Origin of the sequence: Pseudonocardia petroleophila, from assembly GCF_014235185.1 — a bacterium.
GTDB classification, from domain to species: Bacteria; Actinomycetota; Actinomycetes; order Mycobacteriales; family Pseudonocardiaceae; genus Pseudonocardia; species Pseudonocardia petroleophila.
Window position 1 is genome coordinate 4,883,319 of the sequence record NZ_CP060131.1, and the last position, 18,815, is coordinate 4,902,133.

Sequence of the window (18,815 nt, forward strand, 5' to 3'; positions counted from 1 at the left end):
GGTCGTCGCGTGACGCTGCGACGTGACGGCTGCAGCGGGACCGATGCACCGTGACCGCTGCGACGTGATGCCCGTACCCGCGATCCCCCGGGGGACCGATGACCGTGCTCGAGGACGTGCCGCCCGTGGCGCACGCCTGCGCGGTCCCGGTCGGCGACGAGCAGCTCTGGGAGATGACCGCCGGCTACCTCGCCGAGGGCATCGCGGCCGGGGAGCGCGTCCTCTACTTCGACGACGGGCGCTCCGGGTCCCTGCTGCAGCGCCTCGAGGACGACCGCGTCGCCTACCGCTCCGCGATGCGCACCGGCCAGTTCGCGATCGTCCCCTCCTCCGTCACCCGCGCGCTGCTGTCCTCCAGCGCGGGCGAGCTGATCGCCGCGGTCGACGCCGTCGTCACCGAGTCGCTCGAGCAGGGCTACGGGTCGGTGCGGCTGATGGGCGACGGCAGCCACGGGCTGGCGCACGACGGCGGCGCGATGATGATCGACTACGAGTCCCGGCTCGACACGGTGCTCGGCCCGCGCCCCGGCAAGATGCTGTGCGCCTACGACCGCGGCCGCTACCCCGAGGACGTGCTGCACAAGCTCCGCGAGGTGCACCGCCACGAGGTCGTCGCCCCGTCGATCTACGACGACAGCCTGCTGCGGATCACCGGACCGGCCCCGTCGACGGTGCGCGTCGCGGGCGAGATCGACCACAGCAACCGGCCCCGGATCCGGCGCGTGCTCGACGCCGCGCTCGACGAGGCGCTGCGGTCGCACTCGTCGTCGTCGGAGATCACCCTGGACCTGTCGTCGCTGCGCTTCCTCGACGTGGCCGGTGCGGTGAGCCTCGTGCACGCGGCCGAGGAGTTCCCGAGCACGCACACGCTCGTGCTGACCGGCGCCCGTCCGGGGGTCCAGCGGCTGCTCGACCGGTGCGGCGCGCCGTTCGCCCGGCAGCTGCGGGTGGAGCCCCGCACCCCGGTCGACCCGTGGGTCCCGCCCGTCGCCGGTGAGGCCGGCGCCGCATCCGGCGACGCCGCTTCCGACGACGCCGCTTCCGACGTCACCGGCCCCGACGACGCCGCGGCCGCGTCGTGAGGATCACCGGGACGCCGGCGGGCACGGCGGCCCGCCTGGAGCACGCGGTCGGCTACCACGCCTCGCGCACCCACCTGCTCGGCCAGCTGGCGCCGCTGGCGCTCGCCGCGGCCGACCGCGGCGAGCCGGTCGCGCTCGCCGTCACCGGCGACACCGAGGCCGCGCTGCGCGCCGAGCTCGGCCCGGACGTCGCGCTGCACGCGCTCGCCCCGCCCACCGACGCCGGCTCGGGCCAGACGGTGGCGCTGCAGCTGGGTCGCCAGCTGCGCGAGCTCACCCGCGGCGCGGGCCCGGTGACGCTGCTGTCGGAGCACCGGTCCGAACTGGACGGACCCGACGGCAGCTTCTGGACCGAGCTCGACGCCGCGGTCAACGTCGCGCTCTCCGAGCTGCCGGTCCGGATGACGTGCTTCTACCCGGAGATGCCGCTGCACCTGTGCGTGCTCGACGGCGCACGGGAGAACCACCCGCTCGTCCTCGTCGACGGGGAGCTCCGGCACAACCCGCTGCACCGCCCGCCCCGCGACGTGCTCGCCGGGCACCCGGTGGCGCCGCCGCTGCTGCTCGGCGTCCCCGACCTCACCGTGGGCTTCCAGTCCTGGGAGCTGCAGGAGGTGCGCAGCGCGGTGCGCGGCATCGCGGGTGCGGCCGGGTTCACCGACGACCGCGTCGACGACGTCGTGCTCGCCGTCAACGAGGTCGCCACCAACGCGGTCGAGCACGGCGGGCCGCAGGCGGAGCTGCAGGTGTGGGCCACCGGCGGCGGGCTGGTCTGCGAGGTGCACGACGCGGGCGAGCTCACCGACCCGCTGCCCGGCCTGACCTCGCCGCACCCCTCCGAGCCGCGCGGGCGCGGCCTGTGGATCGCGCGGCAGGTGTGTGACCTGCTGCACGTGTGGTCCGACGACCGCGGCACCCACGTCCGCGTCCGCGCCGCGCCGTGAGATACCCTGGTCACAGTCGTCACCCGTCCGGCCGCACGTGCGGCGGGAACTGTGACGAAGCAGCCCCTTGGCAAGTGGGTGCGGTCGGAGAACACTTCTCTGCGGACTCGGCGCCATACGGTTGCAGACGGGTCATCATCGGCACCACCACAGACCGGGACAGCCATGCCTGAGGATCAGCGACGATCTCGCACGATGCCCGCCGGAACGAGCGCGCCCCACCGGGTCACCGTTCTCGGCTCCTTCACCCTCCACTCGCACGGCGGCACCGTGCCCCTCGGGGTCGACGCGCGCCGCGTGGTGGCCTACCTCGCGGTGCACCCGCGGCCGCAGCGGCGCGGCGCACTGGCCGTCGACCTGTGGCCGGGCGTCCCCGTCGAGGCCGCCATGCGCCTGCTCGACGACGCCGTGCTCGCCGTCGACGTACCGGGGCTGCTGGTCACCGACGCCGAGGGCGCACTGGCCCTGGCCGGCGACGTCGAGGTCGACCTGGCCGAGGCGATGCTGCTGCTGCGCACGCTGCCCGAGGTCGCGGCCGTCGAGGACCCCGACCTGGCGCTGCTCGGCGCCGACATCCTGCCCGGCTGGACCGCGTCCTGGCTCGTCGTCGAGCGGGAGCGGTTCCGCCAGCTCCGGCTGCACGCCGTCGAGGAGCGCAGCCTGCGCCTCACCGCGGCCGGCCGCTTCGACCGGGCCGTCGCGCTCGCCCAGGGCGCCGTGCACTCGGCCCCGAGCCGGGAGACCGCCCGTCGTGCCCTCATCGAGGCGCACCTCGCGCAGGGCAACATCTCCGCGGCCGTCGCGGAGTACGACGAGTACCAGGAGCTGCTGCGCTCCAGCGTCGGCGCCGCTCCCGCGTTCTCGCTCGACTCCCTGCTGCCGCCCACGCCGGCCTGGCCGGTCATGCGGGCCCGCTCGGTGATGCCGCGGTCCGCGGTGCAGCTGCCGGGCCTGCGCTCGGTGCGGGCGTCGGGCACCACCCGCCGCCTCGTCGCCGGGGGCACGGTCCCCGGAACCTCCCGCTGACCGCTGCGCTCCACCGGTCAGGCCGGGTAGACGATCTCGAAGGACACCTCGGTGCCAGCGGGTGAGCACAGCACCTGCACGCGCTGGGCGAGCTCGTCGATCATGACCAGGCCCCGTCCGCGGAAGCCGGGTGACGCCGGCGCGGGCCGCCAAGTCCCGTGGTCGGCCACGCGGACCACCACGGCGTCGGGGGCCCCGGTGCGGACCTCCATCTCGACCTCGACCGTGGCGTCGGTGTCGCCCCCGGCTCCGTAGGCGTGCTCGACGCCGTTGGCCACCGCCTCGCCCACGGCGAGCTGCAGGTCGATGGTCACGTCCTCGGGCACCCCGGACTGGCTGGCCCACCGCCCGACCAGGCGGCGGATCCGGCGGAGCTCCGTCGGGTCGGCGCGATGGCGCAGGCGGAGACGGGGTGCCGCACCGTGCCGTCCTCCCTGGCCCTCCATCACCACCCCGGTTGCCCGCGCACCCGGCGGGGCAAACCCGGCGCGCCCGCCCGAAGCGTGTGTGTCCGCCACACCGGGCGGGTATCCGGCGCCATGCCAGGAACAGAGGACGACGTCCCCGCCGATCCCGCACTCGCCGACTCCCGCGAGACGGGCGGCTCCGCGGAGGACACCCCGGGCGACGCCGCGGGTGACTCCACCAGCACGACGGGCACCGACCGCACCGAGGAGTTCGTCGGCCGCGTGGCCGGTGACGACGCCGGCTACGCCGGGGAGACAGGCGCAGAGAGGCGGGCGCAGTGAGCGCGCGCCGGGGCGACGGCTCCGAGCTGAGCACGCTCGGCAAGATCGCCTACAAGCCGTTCGGGCTGATCTTCGGGGTGCTCGGTGGCATGGTCGCGAGCTGGGTGTTCGGTCAGGTGTGGAAGCGCGTGTCCGACGAGGACGGCACCCCGCAGCCGTTGTCGGACGACTACAGCACCCGCGAGGTCCTGCTCGCCGCCACCATCCAGGGCGCGGTCTTCGGGCTGATCAAGACGGCGGTGGACCGCTACGGGATGAAGGGCGTGCGCCGCTTCCTCGACGCGCCCCGCCCCCGCCCGGAGGTCTGAGCGGTGCCGGCGGAGGAGGAGGTCCCGAGCACCGTCGAGCGGTCGGACGCGAAGGCGCAGCGGACGTGGGAGAAGACCTACGACTCCGCGCTGGAGACCTACGACGGCGACGGCGGGCGGGCCCGGCGCACGGCGTTCGCCTCGCTCAAGCACACCCACGAGAAGGTGGGCGACCACTGGGAGCCCAAGGACGAGAACGGCCCGTCCGACGAGCAGGCCGAGCGCGGCTCCGTCGACACCGACCTGCCCACCGCGGGCGGCGTCGACGCGAACGCGACCAAGGAGCACCTGCTCGAGCTGGCCCGCCGCCTCGACGTCCCGGGCCGGTCGACGATGACGAAGGCCGAGCTCGTCGACGCGCTGCAGCGGGCGAGCGACCGCGAAACCGCCCGGGCCCGGCGGGACTGACCCGGCGCGCACCTCCCGCCGCGGCGGGAGGTGCGCGTGGGGATCAGTGGAACGACGGCGGGCGCTTCTCGGTGAACGCCGCCAGTCCCTCGCTGCCTTCCGCGCCCGCCGCGGAGGCGGCGATGGCGGCGGCCTCCGCGTCGAGCTGGTCGGCGAGCGGGAGGTCCGGCGACGAGCCGAGCAGCCGCTTGATCCGGCCGAGCGCCAGTGTCGGGCCCTGGGCGAGGCGGTGCGCGGTGTGCTCGGCCTCGGCCCGCACCTCCCCGTCGTCGACGACGGTGGCCAGGATGCCGAGGTCGAGCGCGGCCTGCGCGTCGAGGATCCGGTCGGTGAGCAGGATGTGCCGCGCCTTCGCGGCCCCGACGATCCGGGGCAGCGTCCACGTCATCCCGCCGTCCGGGGAGAACCCGATCCCGGGGTAGGCCGGGCGGAGCTTCGTCCCCCGCCCGCCGACGGCGAGGTCGGCGGCGCAGACGATGCTCATGCCCGCGCCCGCGGCCCAGCCGGTGACGGCCGCGACGACCGGCACCGGGCAGTCCACGACCGCCCGCAGGAACGTGTGGAACGCGGTGGCGAGGTCGCCGACGTACGCGCCGCGGTCCTCGGCACCGGCGAACGCGCGCACGTCGCCGCCGGTGCAGAAGCTGTCGCCGTCGGACACGAGCAGGACGGCGCCGACCGACTCCGGGTCGAGCGTCGCCAGCGCGTCGGCGAGCACCGGCAGGGCGTCGCCGTCGAGGGTGCCGTGGCGCCCGCGCGCCACCCGCGCGCGGAGCACCCGCCCGTCCTGCTCCACCGCGTCGCTCACCCCAGCTCCCGCAGGGCGGGCAGCACGTCCTCGGAGAACTGGGTGAGGAAGCGCTCCTGGTCGTGGCCGGGGCCGTGGAAGACCAGGTGGGTCAGCCCGGCGTCGACGTAGGGGCGGATGCCGGCCAGCGCCTCCTCCGGGGTGGAGGCGACGATCCAGCGCTTCGCGACCTGCTCGATCGGCAGCTCGTCGGCGAGGCGCTCCATCTCCACCGAGGAGTCGACGCTGTGCTTCTGCTCGGGGGTGAGCGAGAGCGGCGCCCAGAACCGGCAGTTCTCCAGCGCCTGGTCCTTGTCGCGGTCGTAGGACATCTTGATCTCGATCATGCGGTCGACCGACCCGGCGGCCTTCTCCCCCGCCTCCTCGCCCTCGGCGACGGCCGGCAGCAGCTTGTCGGTGTAGAGCTCCATGCCCTTGCCGGAGGTGCAGATGAAGCCGTCACCCGCGCGCCCGGCGTACTTCGCCATCTGCGGCCCGCCCGCGGCGATGTAGACCGGCACCGGGGTCTCCGGCCGGTCGTAGATCGTGGCGTCGACGGTGCGGTAGTACTCGCCGTCGAACGACACCGGCTCGTCGGACGTCCACAGCTCGCGCATGAGCCGCACGGCCTCGCGCAGGCGGGCGTAGCGCTCCTTGAACTCGGGCCACTCGCGCCCGGAGACGGCGATCTCGTTGAGCGCCTCGCCCGTGCCGACGCCCAGCATCACCCGGCCGGGGTACAGCAGGCCCAGCGTCGCGAACGTCTGCGCGAGCACCGCCGGGTTGTAGCGGAACGTGGGGGTGAGCACCGACGTCCCGAGCTGGATGCGCGAGGTGCGCTCCCCCACCGCCGCCAGCCAGCTCAGCGCGAACGGGGCGTGGCCGCCCTCGTGCCGCCAGGGCAGGAAGTGGTCCGACACCGCCGCGCTGTCCAGGCCGACCTCCTCGGCCCGTACCGCGTACTCCACGAGCTCGCGCGGCGCGAACTGCTCCGCCGACGCCTTGTAGCCGATCCGCAACGCCACTCGTCTGCCCTTCTCGCGATGATCCGTCCCCACCACAGTGCTACACCGCGGCGTCGACCTCCACACGGGTGCAGGTCGCACCGTGGACCCATGAGCAAACTCGCATGCGGCGGACGCGCGGGCGACCTACCGTCGGGGACGCCATGAGCGATGTCCCACGGCCTGCGGACGGCACCCTGTCCGCGCTGCGCCGGCTGCTGCCCTACGTCCGCCCCCACCGCGCACCGCTGATCGGGGGTGGCCTCGCCGCGCTCGCGGCCACCCTCGCCGGGCTCGCGGTCCCGCTGGTCACGCGCGAGATCGTCGACGGCCCGATCGCCCGCGGCGAGCTCGACGTCCTGCCGTGGCTGGTGCTCGGCGTCCTCGCCTTCGGGCTGGTCGAGGCCGCGCTCATCACGCTGCGCCGCGCACTGGTGGCCCGGCCGAGCAACCAGATCGAGTCCGACATGCGGGCCGACCTGTTCGCGCACCTGCAGCGGCTGCCCGTGGCCTTCCACGACCGGTGGGCGTCGGGGCAGCTGCTCTCGCGCGCCACCGCCGACCTCACGACGGTCCGCTGGTTCGTCGCGTTCTCCGGGATCTTCCTGGTGGTCAACGCGGTGACGATGGTCGTCGGCATCGGGGTGCTGGTGTGGCTCTCGCCGTGGCTGGGGCTGGTCATCGCGATCACCGCGGTGCCGCTGACGATCCTGACGCTGATGCTCGAGAGCCGCTTCTCGGTGGCGGCCCGGCGCGCGCAGGACCAGCAGGGCGACCTCGCCACGATCGTCGAGGAGTCGGCGCTGGGCATCCGCGTGCTCAAGTCGCTCGGGCGGGGGCGGCGGCTCACCGACCACTTCGTCGCGCAGTCGCGCGGGCTGCGCGGCACCGAGCTGGTGAAGCTGCGGCTGCTCGCGGCGCTGTGGTTCGTGCTGGTCATGCTGCCCGAGACGGCGATCGCGGTGATCCTCGGGCTCGGCGCGTACGGCGTCGCGACCGGATCGCTGACGATCGGCACCCTCGTCGCGGCCGTCACGGTGATGACCTACCTGTACTGGCCGATCGCCTCGCTGGGCTGGCTGCTGGCCGAGGCCAGCAACGCCGCGACCGCCACCACGCGGTACTGGGAGGTCCGCGACGTCCTCCCGTCCATCACCGACCCCGCCTCCCCCGTGCCGCCCGCCGAGCCGGTCCGCGGCGCGCTGGAGCTGCGCGGGGTGGCGTTCCGCTACCCCGGGGCCGCCCGCGACGTCCTGACCGGCGTCGACCTGGTGCTGCGCCCCGGCGAGACGCTCGCGCTGGTCGGGGCGACGGGGTCGGGCAAGACCACGCTGACCGCGCTGATCCCCCGGCTCTACGACGTCACCGCGGGCTCGGTGCGGATCGACGGCGTCGACGTCCGCGACCTGACGCTCGCCGACCTGCGCCGGACCGTCGCCACGGCGTTCGAGGACCCGGTGCTGATCTCGGCGAGCGTGCGCGAGAACGTGGCGCTCGGGTCGCCCGCCCGCTCCGACGAGGACGTGTGGGAGGCGCTGCGGATCGCCCGCGCCGACGGGTTCGTCGCGGCGCTGCCGTGGGGTCTCGACACGCGGATCGGCGAGCAGGGCATGTCGCTGTCGGGCGGGCAGCGCCAGCGCCTGGCCCTGGCCCGCGCGGTGTTCGGGCGCCCGCCGCTGCTGGTGCTCGACGACCCGCTCTCCGCGCTCGACGTGCACACCGAGGCCGAGGTGGAGGCGGCGCTGCGGCAGGTGCTCGGGGGCGTCACCGCGCTGGTGGTGGCGCACCGGTCCTCGACGGTGCAGATGGCCGACCGGGTGGCGCTGCTGTCCGGCGGGCGGATCTCCGTCGTCGGCGACCACAGCGAGCTGATGGCCACGCACCCGGAGTACCGGGCGCTGCTGGCCAGCCTGGACGTGGAGAAGGAGGGGGTGGGGGCATGAGCACGGACACCGACACCGGTACCGAGGAGTGGCGCGGCGTCGCCACCGAGGACGACGAGGACGTCACGCACGCCGCGGGCCTGCGCCTGCAGCGCCGGGCGCGGTCGCTCGTCGTCGACCTCGTGCGCCCGCACCGCCGCGCGGTCGCGCTCGCCGTGGCGCTGCTCGTGCTGGAGAACGCGGTGATGCTCGCCGGGCCGCTGCTGGTGGCGCTGGCGATCGACACCGGGATCCCCGCGGCGCTCGACGGCCGGCCCGCGCCGCTGGCCTGGACGATCGCGGGCTACGCGGCGTGCGGGCTGGCCGGCGCGGGGCTGCGCGCGGCGTTCCTGGTGCTCTCCGGGCGCGTCGGGCAGGACCTGCTGCTGGAGCTGCGGCGCCGCGTGTTCGCCCACGGGCAGCGGCTCTCGCTCGACTTCCACGAGTCCTACACCTCCGGGCGCCTGATCTCCCGGCTCACCTCCGACCTCGACTCGCTCGGCGACCTGCTCGAACGCGGTCTCGACGGGCTGCTCGGGGCGATCCTGTCGCTCGTCGGGATCTCGGTGCTGCTGGTGGTGCTCGACCCCCTGCTCGCCCTGATCGTGTTCGCCGGGTTCGTGCCGCTGGTGTTCCTGACGCGCTGGTTCCAGCGCAGCTCCCGGGCCAGCTACCGGCGCACCCGGACGACGGTCGCCCGGCTGATCGTGCACTTCGTCGAGTCGATGAACGGCATCCGCGCGGTGCAGGCGTTCCGCCGCGAGCGCCGCAGCGAGGTGATCATGGACGGGCTCGGGACGTCGTTCCGCGACGCCAACGTGCAGGCGTTCTACACCGTCGCCTGGTACGTCGGGGCCACCCGCGCGGTCGGCAACCTGACCCTGGCGACGGTCCTGCTCGTCGGCGGCCTCCGCGTCGTCGACGGCTCGCTGGCGCTCGGGGCGCTCACCGCGTTCCTGCTGTACCTGCGCCGCTTCTACGACCCGCTCGACGACCTGGCGCAGTTCTTCAACGCCTACCAGTCGGCCGCCGCGGCGCTGGAGAAGATCTCCACGGTGCTCGACACCTCCCCCGGGGTCGAGGAGCCGGAGCGGCCGGTGGCGCTGCCGTCGCCGGTGCGCGGGGCGCTGGAGTTCGACCGGGTCCGCTTCGCCTACCGGCGCGCACCCGACCGCGTCGTGCTCCCGGAGTTCTCGCTGCGGGTGCCGGCCGGGCAGACGGTCGCGCTGGTGGGGGCCACCGGCGCGGGCAAGTCGTCGCTGGCCAAGCTGGCGGCGCGGTTCTACGACCCGACGGCCGGGGCGGTGCGGCTCGACGGCGTCGACCTGCGCGACGTCGCCGACGCCGACCTCCGCGACGCGCTGGTGATGATCACGCAGGAGGCCTTCCTGTTCTCCGGGTCGGTCGCCGGCAACATCGCGATGGGGCGGCCGTCGGCGACGCGGGAGGAGGTCGTCGCGGCCGCGGAGGCGGTGGGCGCGCGCGGGTTCGTCGAGGCGCTGCCCGACGGGTTCGACACCGACGTCCGCAAGCGCGGCGGGCGGCTGTCGGCCGGGCAGCGCCAGCTCGTCTCGCTGGCCAGGGTGGTGCTGGCCGACCCGGCGGTGGTGCTGCTCGACGAGGCCACCTCCTCGCTCGACGTGCCGTCGGAGCGGGCCGTGCAGGACGCGCTGGAGACCGTGCTCGCCGGGCGGACCGCCCTGATCATCGCCCACCGGCTGTCGACGGTCCTCATCGCCGACCGGGTGCTGGTGATGGCCGACGGGCGGGTCGTGCAGGACGGCCCGCCTGCCGACCTGCTGGCCGGGGACGGCGAGTTCGCCACCCTGCACGCCGCCTGGCGCGCGTCCCTGGCCTGAGGGTGCGGGTCGGGGCGGGTCGGGGCAGCCTGGAGGGGTGATCGCGCCCGTCTCCCCCACCGCCCCCGACCTGCCGCGGCCGCACCTGATGCGCCAGCGCTGGTCCGACGTCGGGTTCCTGCACTGGGCGATCGACCCCGCGGCCGTGGCGCACCTGTACCCGCCCGGCGTCCGCCCGGACGTCATCGACGGGCGGACCTACGTCGGGCTGGTGCCGTTCCGGATGGTCGGGGCCGGGTTCGCGCACGGGCCCGGGGTGCCGTGGGCGGGCACGTTCCTGGAGGCGAACGTGCGGCTCTACTCGGTCGACGAGCGCGGGCGCCGCGGCGTGCTGTTCCTCAGCCTCGACACCGACCGCGCGGTGATCGTCGCCGGGGCGCGGACGGTGTTCGGGCTGCCCTACCGGTGGGCGCGGATGCGGTACCGCGCCGAGGGCGGCGTCCACCGCTACGCGGCACGCCTGCGGTGGCCCGGCGCGACCGCGGAGAGCCGGATCGGGCTGCGTCCCGGCGCCCCGGCCCCCGACGGGGAGCTGGAGCGGTTCCTCACCGCCCGGTGGGGCCTGCACGTCGCCCACCTCGGCCGGACCCTGCACGTCCGCAACGCCCACCCGCCGTGGCCGCTGCGCACCGCGGAGGTGACCGAGCTCGACGACGGGCTGGTCGCGTCCGTCGGACTGGGTCACCTCGTGTCGGGGCCCCCCGACCACGTCCTGTTCAGCGACGGTGTGCCGGTCTCCTTCGGCACCCCCACGCGCGTGCGGTGACTCAGCTGGAGAGCGTCAGCTCGAAGGAGTAGCGGCTGGCCCGGTAGACGTGCGAGCCGTACTCCACCGCCCGCCCGGACTCGTCCCAGGCCGTGCGGACCATCGTCAGCATCGGGGCACCGCGGGGGTCGCCGAGCTGGCGGGCCTCGGCGGCGGTGGCCGCCTTCGCCCCGACGGTCTGGCTGGCCATGCGCGGCACGTGCCCGGCCGCGCGCAGCAGCTCGTAGAGGCCGCGCTCGGCGAGGTCGTCCTCGGTCAGCGCGAGCAGGTCGAGCGGCACGGCGTTGTGCATGATCGCCAGCGGCTCGCCGCCGGAGTGGCGCAGCCGCTCGATCCAGGTGATGTCGAGCCCGCCGGGCACGCCGAGGGCCTCGGCGACGTGGTCGGGAGCGCGGCGGACCTCCACGAGCAGCACGTCGGTGCGCGGCGACTGCCCGTTCTTGACCAGGTCGTCGTACAGGCTCGTCAGCTCGACCGGCCGGCGGACCTTGGGATGCACGATCTGCGTCCCGATCCCCCGGCGGCGCACCAGCATGCCGCGCTCGACGAGGTAGGCGATCGCCCGGCGCATGGTGGGCCGCGACACACCGAGCCGCTCGGCGAGCTCCACCTCGTTCTCCAGCCGGCTCCCGACGGCCAGCTCGCCGTCCTCGATGAGCTGCTGCAGACGCGTCGCGACCTGGAAGTACAGCGGCACGGGGCTCGTCCGGTCCAGCGGGACGTCGGGAACCGTGCGCTCCACCATTCCGTGACCTCCTTTGTTAGTACAAAGTGTTGACCTAATCTTTTCGTGAGAGTACACCTGACCCGGCGCGAGGAGCCAGATCGACCGGCAGCCAGATCGAGCGACGAGGGAGTCGGATGCCAGGCCAGGAGAGCACCGCGGCGGAGGTGCTGACGATGGGACGCATCGGCGTCGACGTCTACCCGCTGCAGACCGGCGTCTCGCTGCGCGAGGTGACGACGTTCGGCAAGTACCTCGGCGGCAGCGCGACGAACGTCGCGGTGGCCGCGGCGCGGCACGGCCGGCGCAGCGCGGTGATCACCCGCACCGGCGACGACCCGTTCGGCGAGTTCCTGCACGACGCGCTGCGCGGCTTCGGCGTCGACGACCGACACGTCACCGCCGTGCCCGGCCTGCCGACGCCGGTGGTGTTCTGCGAGATCTTCCCGCCCGACGACTTCCCGCTCTACTTCTACGGCCGCGACCCCGCCCCCGACCTGGTGATCCGGCCCGAGGAGCTCGACCTCGACGCCGTGCGCGCCGCCGACGTGTTCTGGGTGACGGTCACCGGCCTGTCCCGTGAGCCCAGCCGCTCGGCGACCCTGGCCGCGCTGGAGGCCCGGGCCGGGCGCGGGACCACCGTCCTGGACCTGGACTACCGCCCGATGTTCTGGGAGTCCCGAGAGGAGGCCCGGCACTGGGTCCGGCAGGCCCTCCCCCACGTCGACGTCGCCGTCGGCAACCTCGACGAGTGCGACACCGCGGTCGGCGAGCGCGAGCCCCGGGCCGCGGCCCGGGCGCTGCACGCCGCCGGGGTCGGGCTCGCCGTGGTCAAGCAGGGCCCGGCGGGCGTGCTCGCCTCCGAGGCGTCCGGGGATGGCGGCACGACGCAGGTCGAGGTGCCGCCGGTGCCGGTCGAGGTCGTCAACGGGCTCGGCGCGGGCGACGCGTTCGGCGGGGCGCTGTGCCACGCGCTGCTGTCCGGCTGGGACCTGGAGCGGTCGATGCGCTTCTGCAACGCGGCCGGCTCGATCGTCGCGGGCCGCCTGGCCTGCGCCGACGCCATGCCGACCTCCGCGGAGATCGACGAGATGCTGAGGGAGACCGTCGGTGCGTGAAGAGGACCTGCGCACGCTGGTGGAGACCCGCGTGCACCGCCCCGGCGCGGTCGCCGACGCGGCCGCCGCGCGCGTGCGCCCGGCGTCGCTGCTCGGGGACCACGGCCGGCTGATGATGATCGCCGCCGACCACCCCGCCCGCGGCGCGCTGCGCGCCGGGGACCGGGCGATGGCGATGGGCGACCGCGCCGACCTGCTCGACCGGCTCGTCCTCGCCCTGTCGCGCCCCGGCGTCAACGGCGTGCTCGGCACCCCCGACGTCCTGGAGGACCTGCTGCTGCTCGGCGCGCTCGACGGCAAGGTCGTCGTCGGGTCGATGAACCGCGGCGGCCTGGCCGGCACGGCCTTCGAGATCGACGACCGGTTCACCGCCTACGACGCCTCCGGGATCGCCGCGAGCGGGTACGAGGGCGGCAAGATGCTCACCCGCATCGACGCCGAGGACCCCGCCACCGTCGTCACGCTGGAGGCGTGCGCGCGGGCCGTCTCCGACCTGGCCGGGCACGGGCTCATGGCGATGGTCGAGCCGTTCGTCTCCCACCGCGTCGACGGCCGGGTGCGCAACGAGCTCACCGCCGACGCCATGGCCCGGGCGATGACCGTCGCCGCCGGGCTGGGCCGGACCTCGGCGCACACCTGGCTGAAGGTGCCGATCGTCGAGGAGATGGAGCGGGCGATGGCCGCGACGACCCTGCCCGCGGTGATCCTCGGCGGGGAGGTCTCCGCCGACCCGGACCGCGCGTTCGCCGACTGGAGCAAGGCGCTCGCCCTGCCCACGGTGCAGGGACTGGTGATCGGCCGGTCGCTGCTCTACCCGGCCGACGACGACGTCGCCGCCGCCGTCGACACCGCGGTGGGTCTGCTGTGAGCGTGATCCGGGCCGGGGAGAGCGCCGAGGGGGCGTTCTCGCTGGTCGTGACCCCGGCGAGCGCCGGGTGGGAGTACAGCTCGCTGCGGGTGCTCGCCCTCGACCCCGGCGGGAGCGCCACCTTCGACACCGGCGAGGACGAGACGATCGTGCTCCCGCTGACGGGGAGCTGCGTCGTGGAGTGCGACGGGGAGCGCTTCGAGCTGGTCGGCCGCGACGACGTGTTCAGCCGCGTCACGGACTTCGCCTACGCCCCGCGCGACGCGCAGGTGACGGTGACCAGCGCGGGCGGGGGCCGGTTCGCCCTGCCCGCCGCCCGCGCGACGCGCCGCCTCGCGGCCCGCTACGGGCCCGCCGAGGGCGTGTCGGTGGAGCTGCGCGGGGCCGGGCAGGCGAGCCGGCAGGTCAACAACTTCTGCATGCCCGGCACGTTCGACGCCGACGCGCTGATCGCCGTCGAGGTGCTGACGCCGGGCGCCAACTGGTCGTCGTTCCCCCCGCACAAGCACGACGAGGAGCGCGAGGGCGAGTCGGTGCTGGAGGAGATCTACTACTTCGAGGTGGCGAACGGTGGTCCCGGCTACCAGCGCGTCTCGACCTCGGGCCCCGGCCGCGAGATCGACGTCTGCGCCGAGGTCCGCTCCGGCGACACCGTCCTCATCCCGCACGGCTGGCACGGCCCGTCGATGGCCACCCCCGGCTACGACCTCTACTACCTCAACGTCATGGCCGGCCCCGGCGACGAGCGGGCCTGGCGGATCTGCGACCACCCCGACCACGCGTGGGTCCGCGGCACCTGGGACGCCGAGGCGATCGACCCCCGGCTCCCCCTGACCACCACGGAGGCGAAGTGAGACTGACCGTCGCCCAGGCCGTCGTGCGGTTCCTGGCCAACCAGTACTCCGAGCGCGACGGCGTCGAGCAGCGACTGGTGCCGGGGATGTTCGGCATCTTCGGCCACGGCAACGTCGCGGGGATCGGGCAGGCGCTGCTCGAGGTCGCCGACAGCGGTGACCTCCCCTACCACCTGGCCCGCAACGAGCAGGGCATGGTCCACTCCGCCGTCGGCTACGCCCGGATGCGCGACCGCACCCAGTTCCTGGCCTGCACCGCGAGCATCGGCCCCGGCTCCACCAACATGCTCACCGGCGCCGCGCTCGCCACCACCAACCGCATCCCGGTCCTGCTGCTGCCCTCCGACGTGTTCGCGACCCGCGTCGCGAGCCCGGTGCTGCAGGAGCTGGAGCGCGCCGACGGCTACGACGTCTCCGTCAACGACGCGTTCCGCCCGCTGTCGGTGTTCTTCGACCGCGTGTGGCGCCCCGAGCAGCTCCCCGCGGCGCTGCTCGGCGCGATGCGGGCGCTGACCGACCCGGCCCAGACCGGCGCGGCGACGATCGCGCTCCCCCAGGACGTGCAGGCCGAGGCGCACGACTGGCCCGACGAGCTGTTCGCGAGGCGCGTCTGGCACCTGGCCCGCCCGGTGCCCGAGCCCGCCGCGCTCGCCCGCGCCGCCGCGGTCATCCGCTCCGCACGGCGACCGCTGCTCGTCGCGGGCGGGGGCGTGCACTACTCGCAGGCCTCCGACGCGCTCGCCCGCTTCGCCGAGGCCACCGGCATCCCGGTCGCCGACACCCAGGCCGGCAAGGGTGCGCTGCTGCACGACCACCCGCAGGCCGTGGGCGGCGTCGGGTCCACCGGTTCCCCCGTCGCCAACGGGCTCGCCCGCACCGCCGACGTCGTGATCGGCGTCGGCACCCGGTGGTCGGACTTCACCACCGCCTCGCGCAGCGCGTTCCAGGACCCGGACGTCCGGTTCGTCAACCTCAACGTCGCCTCCCTCGACGCCGCCAAGCACGCCGGGGAGATGCTGCTGGCCGACGCGCGGGAGGGGCTCGACGCGCTCACCGGCGCGCTCGCCGGGCGGCGCTGGGACATCACGTGGGACGCGGGCCCCTGGAACGCCGAGGTCGACCGCGCGTTCCACCTCGGGCACTCCCCGCTCCCGGCGCAGACCGAGGTGCTCGGCGCCCTCAACGAGGGGATCGACGCCCGCGACGTCGTCGTGCAGGCGGCCGGGTCCATGCCCGGTGACCTGCAGATGCTCTGGCGCGCGCGGGACCGCAAGGGCTACCACGTCGAGTACGCCTACTCCTGCATGGGCTACGAGATCGCCGGCGCGCTGGGCGTGAAGATGGCCGCTCCCGAGCGCGAGGTCTGGGCCCTGGTCGGCGACGGCTCCTACCTGATGATGGCGAGCGAGATCGTCACCGCGGTGTCGGAGGGCATCAAGCTCAACCTGGTGATCGTCCAGAACCACGGGTTCGCCTCGATCGGCGCGCTGTCGGAGTCGCTGGGCTCGCAGCGCTTCGGCACCGCCTACCGCTACCGCGGCGGCTCCGGCCGCCTCGACGGCGACGTCCTGCCCGTCGACCTCGCCGCCAACGCCGAGAGCCTCGGCGCCGACGTCATCCGCGTCCGCACGATCGCGGAGTTCCGCGACGCGGTCAAGCAGAGCCGGGCGGCGACCCGCACCACCGCGATCCACGTCGAGACCGACCCGCTCGCCCCGGTGCCCGACCCCGACAGCTGGTGGGACGTCCCGGTCGCCGAGGTCTCGGAGCTCGACAGCACCCGCCACGCCCGCACGACCTACGACGAGCGCAAGCGCGACCAGCGCCCCCTGATCGGAAGGAACGCACCGTGAGAACCGTCAGCCACTGGATCGGCGGCAAGCCGGCCACCGGCACGTCCACCCGGACGAGCCCGGTCTGGAACCCCGCCACCGGCGCGCAGCAGGCCGAGGTGCTGCTGGCGGGAACGGCGGACGTCGACGCCGCCGTGCAGAGCGCGAAGGCCGCGTTCGAGACCTGGGGCCAGTCGTCGCTCTCGCAGCGGGTCAAGGTGCTCTTCGCCTTCCGCGAGCTGGTCAACGCCCGCATGGACGACCTCGCGGAGATCATCTCCGACGAGCACGGCAAGGTGCTGTCCGACGCGAGGGGCGAGGTGCAGCGCGGACTGGAGGTCGTCGAGTTCGCGTGCGGCATCCCGTCGCTGCTCAAGGGCGAGTACTCCGACCAGGTCTCCGGCGGGGTCGACCTGTTCTCCTTCCGCCAGCCCCTGGGGGTCTGCGCCGGGATCACGCCGTTCAACTTCCCGGCGATGGTCCCGATGTGGATGTACCCCGTCGCCATCGCCACCGGCAACACGTTCGTGCTCAAGCCCAGCGAGCGCGACCCGAGCGCGTCGATGCTCGCGGCGGAGCTGTGGGCCGAGGCCGGGCTGCCCGACGGCGTGTTCAACGTCGTGCACGGCGACAAGGAGTCGGTCGACGCGCTGCTCGACCACCCCGACGTCGCCGCGGTGTCGTTCGTCGGCTCCACCCCGATCGCGCGGTACATCCACGAGCGCGGCATCGCCGCGGGCAAGCGCGTGCAGGCCCTGGGCGGTGCGAAGAACCACGCGATCGTCCTGCCCGACGCCGGCCTCGACTACGCCTCCGACCACCTCGTCGCCGCCGCCTTCGGCTCGGCCGGCGAGCGCTGCATGGCGATCTCCGCGGCCGTCGCCGTCGGCTCGGCCGCCGACGCGCTCGTCGAGGCCGTCAGCGCCAAGGCGCGGGCCACGAAGGTCGGCTCCGGGCGCGACGCGGAGTCCGAGATGGGCCCGGTCATCACCGCCGCGGCCCGCGACCGGATCGTCGACCTGATCGGCACCGGCGAGGCCCAGGGCGCCACGCTCGCCGTCGACGGCCGCGGGCTCACCGTGCCCGGCCACGAGGACGGCTTCTTCGTCGGTCCGACGGTCATCGACCGCGTGACGACGGAGATGGACGTCTACACCGAGGAGATCTTCGGCCCGGTGCTCTCGGTGATCCGGGCGGACTCCGTCGACGAGGCCATCGCGATCATCAACGCCAACCCCTACGGCAACGGCACCGCGATCTTCACCTCCTCCGGCGAGGCCGCGCGGCGGTTCCAGCGCGGCGTGAACGTCGGGATGATCGGGATCAACGTCCCCATCCCGGTCCCGATGGCCTACTACTCCTTCGGCGGCTGGAAGGACTCCCTGTTCGGGCAGTCCCACATCCACGGGCCGGAGGGCATCGCGTTCTACACCCGCGCCAAGGTCGTCACCGCGCGCTGGCCGCAGGTCACGGCGGCCTCCGACTCCTCGTTCCACTTCCCCACCGCTACCTGATCACCCCGTCAACACAAAGGATCACACCGATGAAACTCCGCAAGGGCGTCGTCGTGGCCGCCTCGGCCGCACTGCTCCTCGCCGCCGGCTGCAGCGGCACCGGCCAGGCCCCGTCCGCCGAGAGCGCGGGCGGCGGTGGCGGTACCTACGGGTACAACTTCACCGTCGTCACGCACGGCGCCGCGGGTGACACGTTCTGGGACGTCGTGAAGAAGGGCGCCGAGCAGGCCGGCACCGACGAGGGCGTCACGGTGACCTACCGCGACAGCAACGGCGACCCGGCCCGGCAGTCGCAGCTCATCGACGCCGCCGTGAACGAGGGCGTCGACGGCATCGTGGTCTCGATGGCCAACCCGGACGCGCTCCGGTCGTCGATCGAGGCCGCGGAGGCCAAGGGCATCCCGGTCATCACGATCAACTCCGGACAGGACCGGTCGGCGGAGTTCGGCGCACTCGCGCACGTCGGCCAGGACGAGGGCATCGCCGGGCGCGGGGCCGGCGAGCAGATGGCGGCGGCCGGCGTGACCAAGGCGCTGTGCGTCATCCAGGAGGCCGGCAACATCGGTCTCGAGCAGCGCTGCGCGGGCTTCGCGGAGGGCCTCGGCGGCTCGGTGGAGAACCTGCAGGTCGAGAACAGCAACCCGACGGGCGCGCAGGCGACCATCCGGGCGAAGCTGCAGTCCGACCCGTCGATCAACGGCGTCCTGACGCTCGGCCCGGTCATCGGCGCCGTCGCGATCAACGCGGTCGCGGAGTCCGGCTCGAGCGCCCAGCTCGCCACGTTCGACCTCAACGGCGACGTCACCCAGGCCATCGCCGACGGCACGATGCTCTTCGCCGTGGACCAGCAGCAGTACACGCAGGGCTACCTGCCGATCGTGATGCTGACGCTGTACAAGTCCAACCTCAACACCATCGGCGGCGGGCAGCCGGTCCTCACCGGACCCGGCTACGTCACGCGCGAGAACGCCGCTCAGGTCCAGGACCTGGCCACGCAGGGCACCCGCTAGCAGGCCTCCGGAGGGGGCCGGACCGCTCCGGCCCCCTCCC

19 protein-coding genes are annotated in these 18,815 nt (G+C 74.3%); 15 read left to right on the forward strand and 4 right to left on the reverse strand.

From position 1 onward, the window contains the following. The first annotated feature begins 98 nt into the window (after nt 1-98). From H6H00_RS24060 to H6H00_RS24070, 3 genes are all read left to right on the forward strand, one after another. Nucleotides 99-1,082: an MEDS domain-containing protein gene (locus H6H00_RS24060; protein WP_185717961.1), complete on the forward strand. Its 984-nt coding sequence runs from the start codon at nt 99-101 to the stop codon at nt 1,080-1,082. After that, complete coding sequence (locus H6H00_RS24065) at nt 1,079-2,026, forward strand: ATP-binding protein (RefSeq protein ID WP_185717962.1); 948 nt, start codon at nt 1,079-1,081, stop codon at nt 2,024-2,026. The genes H6H00_RS24060 and H6H00_RS24065 overlap by 4 nt, the downstream gene beginning before the upstream one ends. Before the next feature lie 195 nt (nt 2,027-2,221). Continuing rightward, nucleotides 2,222-3,052 (forward strand): AfsR/SARP family transcriptional regulator, encoded by an 831-nt coding sequence (locus tag H6H00_RS24070; protein ID WP_185717963.1) that lies wholly within the window; start codon nt 2,222-2,224, stop codon nt 3,050-3,052. 17 nt (nt 3,053-3,069) lie between these two features. Here H6H00_RS24070 and H6H00_RS24075 read toward each other — a convergent pair whose 3' ends face one another. After that, nucleotides 3,070-3,498, reverse strand: coding sequence for an ATP-binding protein (locus tag H6H00_RS24075; RefSeq protein WP_185717964.1), 429 nt, complete (start codon nt 3,496-3,498; stop codon nt 3,070-3,072). A 93-nt stretch (nt 3,499-3,591) separates the two neighbouring features. Between H6H00_RS24075 and H6H00_RS24080 the strand changes: the two genes are divergently transcribed. Genes H6H00_RS24080 through H6H00_RS24090 form a run of 3 tightly spaced genes read left to right on the forward strand, consistent with a single transcriptional unit; the run spans nt 3,592 to nt 4,517 of the window. Then, nucleotides 3,592-3,801, forward strand: coding sequence for a hypothetical protein (locus H6H00_RS24080; protein ID WP_185717965.1), 210 nt, complete (start codon nt 3,592-3,594; stop codon nt 3,799-3,801). Continuing rightward, entirely contained in the window at nt 3,798-4,109 is a 312-nt protein-coding gene (locus tag H6H00_RS24085) for a DUF4235 domain-containing protein (RefSeq protein WP_255425346.1), read from the forward strand. Before H6H00_RS24080 ends, H6H00_RS24085 begins: the two co-directional genes overlap by 4 nt. Nucleotides 4,110-4,112: 3 nt before the next feature. Then, nucleotides 4,113-4,517, forward strand: a complete 405-nt coding sequence (locus tag H6H00_RS24090) for a ChaB family protein (RefSeq protein ID WP_185717966.1) — start codon at nt 4,113-4,115, stop codon at nt 4,515-4,517. A 43-nt stretch (nt 4,518-4,560) separates the two neighbouring features. On the opposite strand, the gene H6H00_RS24095 is transcribed toward H6H00_RS24090, so the two are convergent. Together H6H00_RS24095 and fgd are read right to left on the reverse strand one after the other, a co-directional pair. Further along, nucleotides 4,561-5,325, reverse strand: coding sequence for an enoyl-CoA hydratase/isomerase family protein (locus H6H00_RS24095; protein WP_221775644.1), 765 nt, complete (start codon nt 5,323-5,325; stop codon nt 4,561-4,563). Further along, nucleotides 5,322-6,329: a glucose-6-phosphate dehydrogenase (coenzyme-F420) gene (fgd, locus tag H6H00_RS24100; protein ID WP_185717967.1), complete on the reverse strand. Its 1,008-nt coding sequence runs from the start codon at nt 6,327-6,329 to the stop codon at nt 5,322-5,324. The genes H6H00_RS24095 and fgd overlap by 4 nt, the downstream gene beginning before the upstream one ends. A gap of 143 nt (nt 6,330-6,472) precedes the next feature. Between fgd and H6H00_RS24105 the strand changes: the two genes are divergently transcribed. From H6H00_RS24105 to H6H00_RS24115, 3 genes are read left to right on the forward strand one after another with little or no spacing between them, the layout of a single operon-like run. Beyond that, complete coding sequence (locus H6H00_RS24105; protein WP_185717968.1) at nt 6,473-8,251, forward strand: ABC transporter ATP-binding protein; 1,779 nt, start codon at nt 6,473-6,475, stop codon at nt 8,249-8,251. After that, on the forward strand, nt 8,248-10,089 hold the full coding sequence (locus H6H00_RS24110) for an ABC transporter ATP-binding protein (protein WP_185717969.1): 1,842 nt from the start codon (nt 8,248-8,250) through the stop codon (nt 10,087-10,089). Before H6H00_RS24105 ends, H6H00_RS24110 begins: the two co-directional genes overlap by 4 nt. 37 nt (nt 10,090-10,126) lie before the next feature. After that, nucleotides 10,127-10,855, forward strand: coding sequence for a YqjF family protein (locus H6H00_RS24115; RefSeq protein WP_221775645.1), 729 nt, complete (start codon nt 10,127-10,129; stop codon nt 10,853-10,855). 1 nt (nt 10,856) lies between these two features. On the opposite strand, the gene H6H00_RS24120 is transcribed toward H6H00_RS24115, so the two are convergent. Further along, nucleotides 10,857-11,600: a GntR family transcriptional regulator gene (locus H6H00_RS24120; RefSeq protein WP_185717970.1), complete on the reverse strand. Its 744-nt coding sequence runs from the start codon at nt 11,598-11,600 to the stop codon at nt 10,857-10,859. 116 nt (nt 11,601-11,716) lie between these two features. Between H6H00_RS24120 and iolC the strand changes: the two genes are divergently transcribed. From iolC to H6H00_RS24150, 6 genes are read left to right on the forward strand one after another with little or no spacing between them, the layout of a single operon-like run. After that, nucleotides 11,717-12,697: a 5-dehydro-2-deoxygluconokinase gene (gene iolC, locus H6H00_RS24125; protein WP_221775646.1), complete on the forward strand. Its 981-nt coding sequence runs from the start codon at nt 11,717-11,719 to the stop codon at nt 12,695-12,697. Then, the gene (locus H6H00_RS24130) at nt 12,690-13,565 is read left to right on the forward strand and encodes a Cgl0159 family (beta/alpha)8-fold protein (RefSeq protein WP_185717971.1); all 876 of its coding nucleotides are present in this window, start codon (nt 12,690-12,692) and stop codon (nt 13,563-13,565) included. The genes iolC and H6H00_RS24130 overlap by 8 nt, the downstream gene beginning before the upstream one ends. After that, nucleotides 13,562-14,419: a 5-deoxy-glucuronate isomerase gene (gene iolB, locus H6H00_RS24135; protein ID WP_185717972.1), complete on the forward strand. Its 858-nt coding sequence runs from the start codon at nt 13,562-13,564 to the stop codon at nt 14,417-14,419. Before H6H00_RS24130 ends, iolB begins: the two co-directional genes overlap by 4 nt. After that, on the forward strand, nt 14,416-16,272 hold the full coding sequence (gene iolD / locus H6H00_RS24140; protein WP_185717973.1) for a 3D-(3,5/4)-trihydroxycyclohexane-1,2-dione acylhydrolase (decyclizing): 1,857 nt from the start codon (nt 14,416-14,418) through the stop codon (nt 16,270-16,272). Before iolB ends, iolD begins: the two co-directional genes overlap by 4 nt. Further along, complete coding sequence (locus H6H00_RS24145) at nt 16,269-17,765, forward strand: CoA-acylating methylmalonate-semialdehyde dehydrogenase (protein WP_185717974.1); 1,497 nt, start codon at nt 16,269-16,271, stop codon at nt 17,763-17,765. Before iolD ends, H6H00_RS24145 begins: the two co-directional genes overlap by 4 nt. A 29-nt stretch (nt 17,766-17,794) precedes the next feature. Next, nucleotides 17,795-18,775, forward strand: coding sequence for a sugar ABC transporter substrate-binding protein (locus H6H00_RS24150; protein ID WP_185717975.1), 981 nt, complete (start codon nt 17,795-17,797; stop codon nt 18,773-18,775). Nucleotides 18,776-18,815 lie beyond the last annotated feature (40 nt).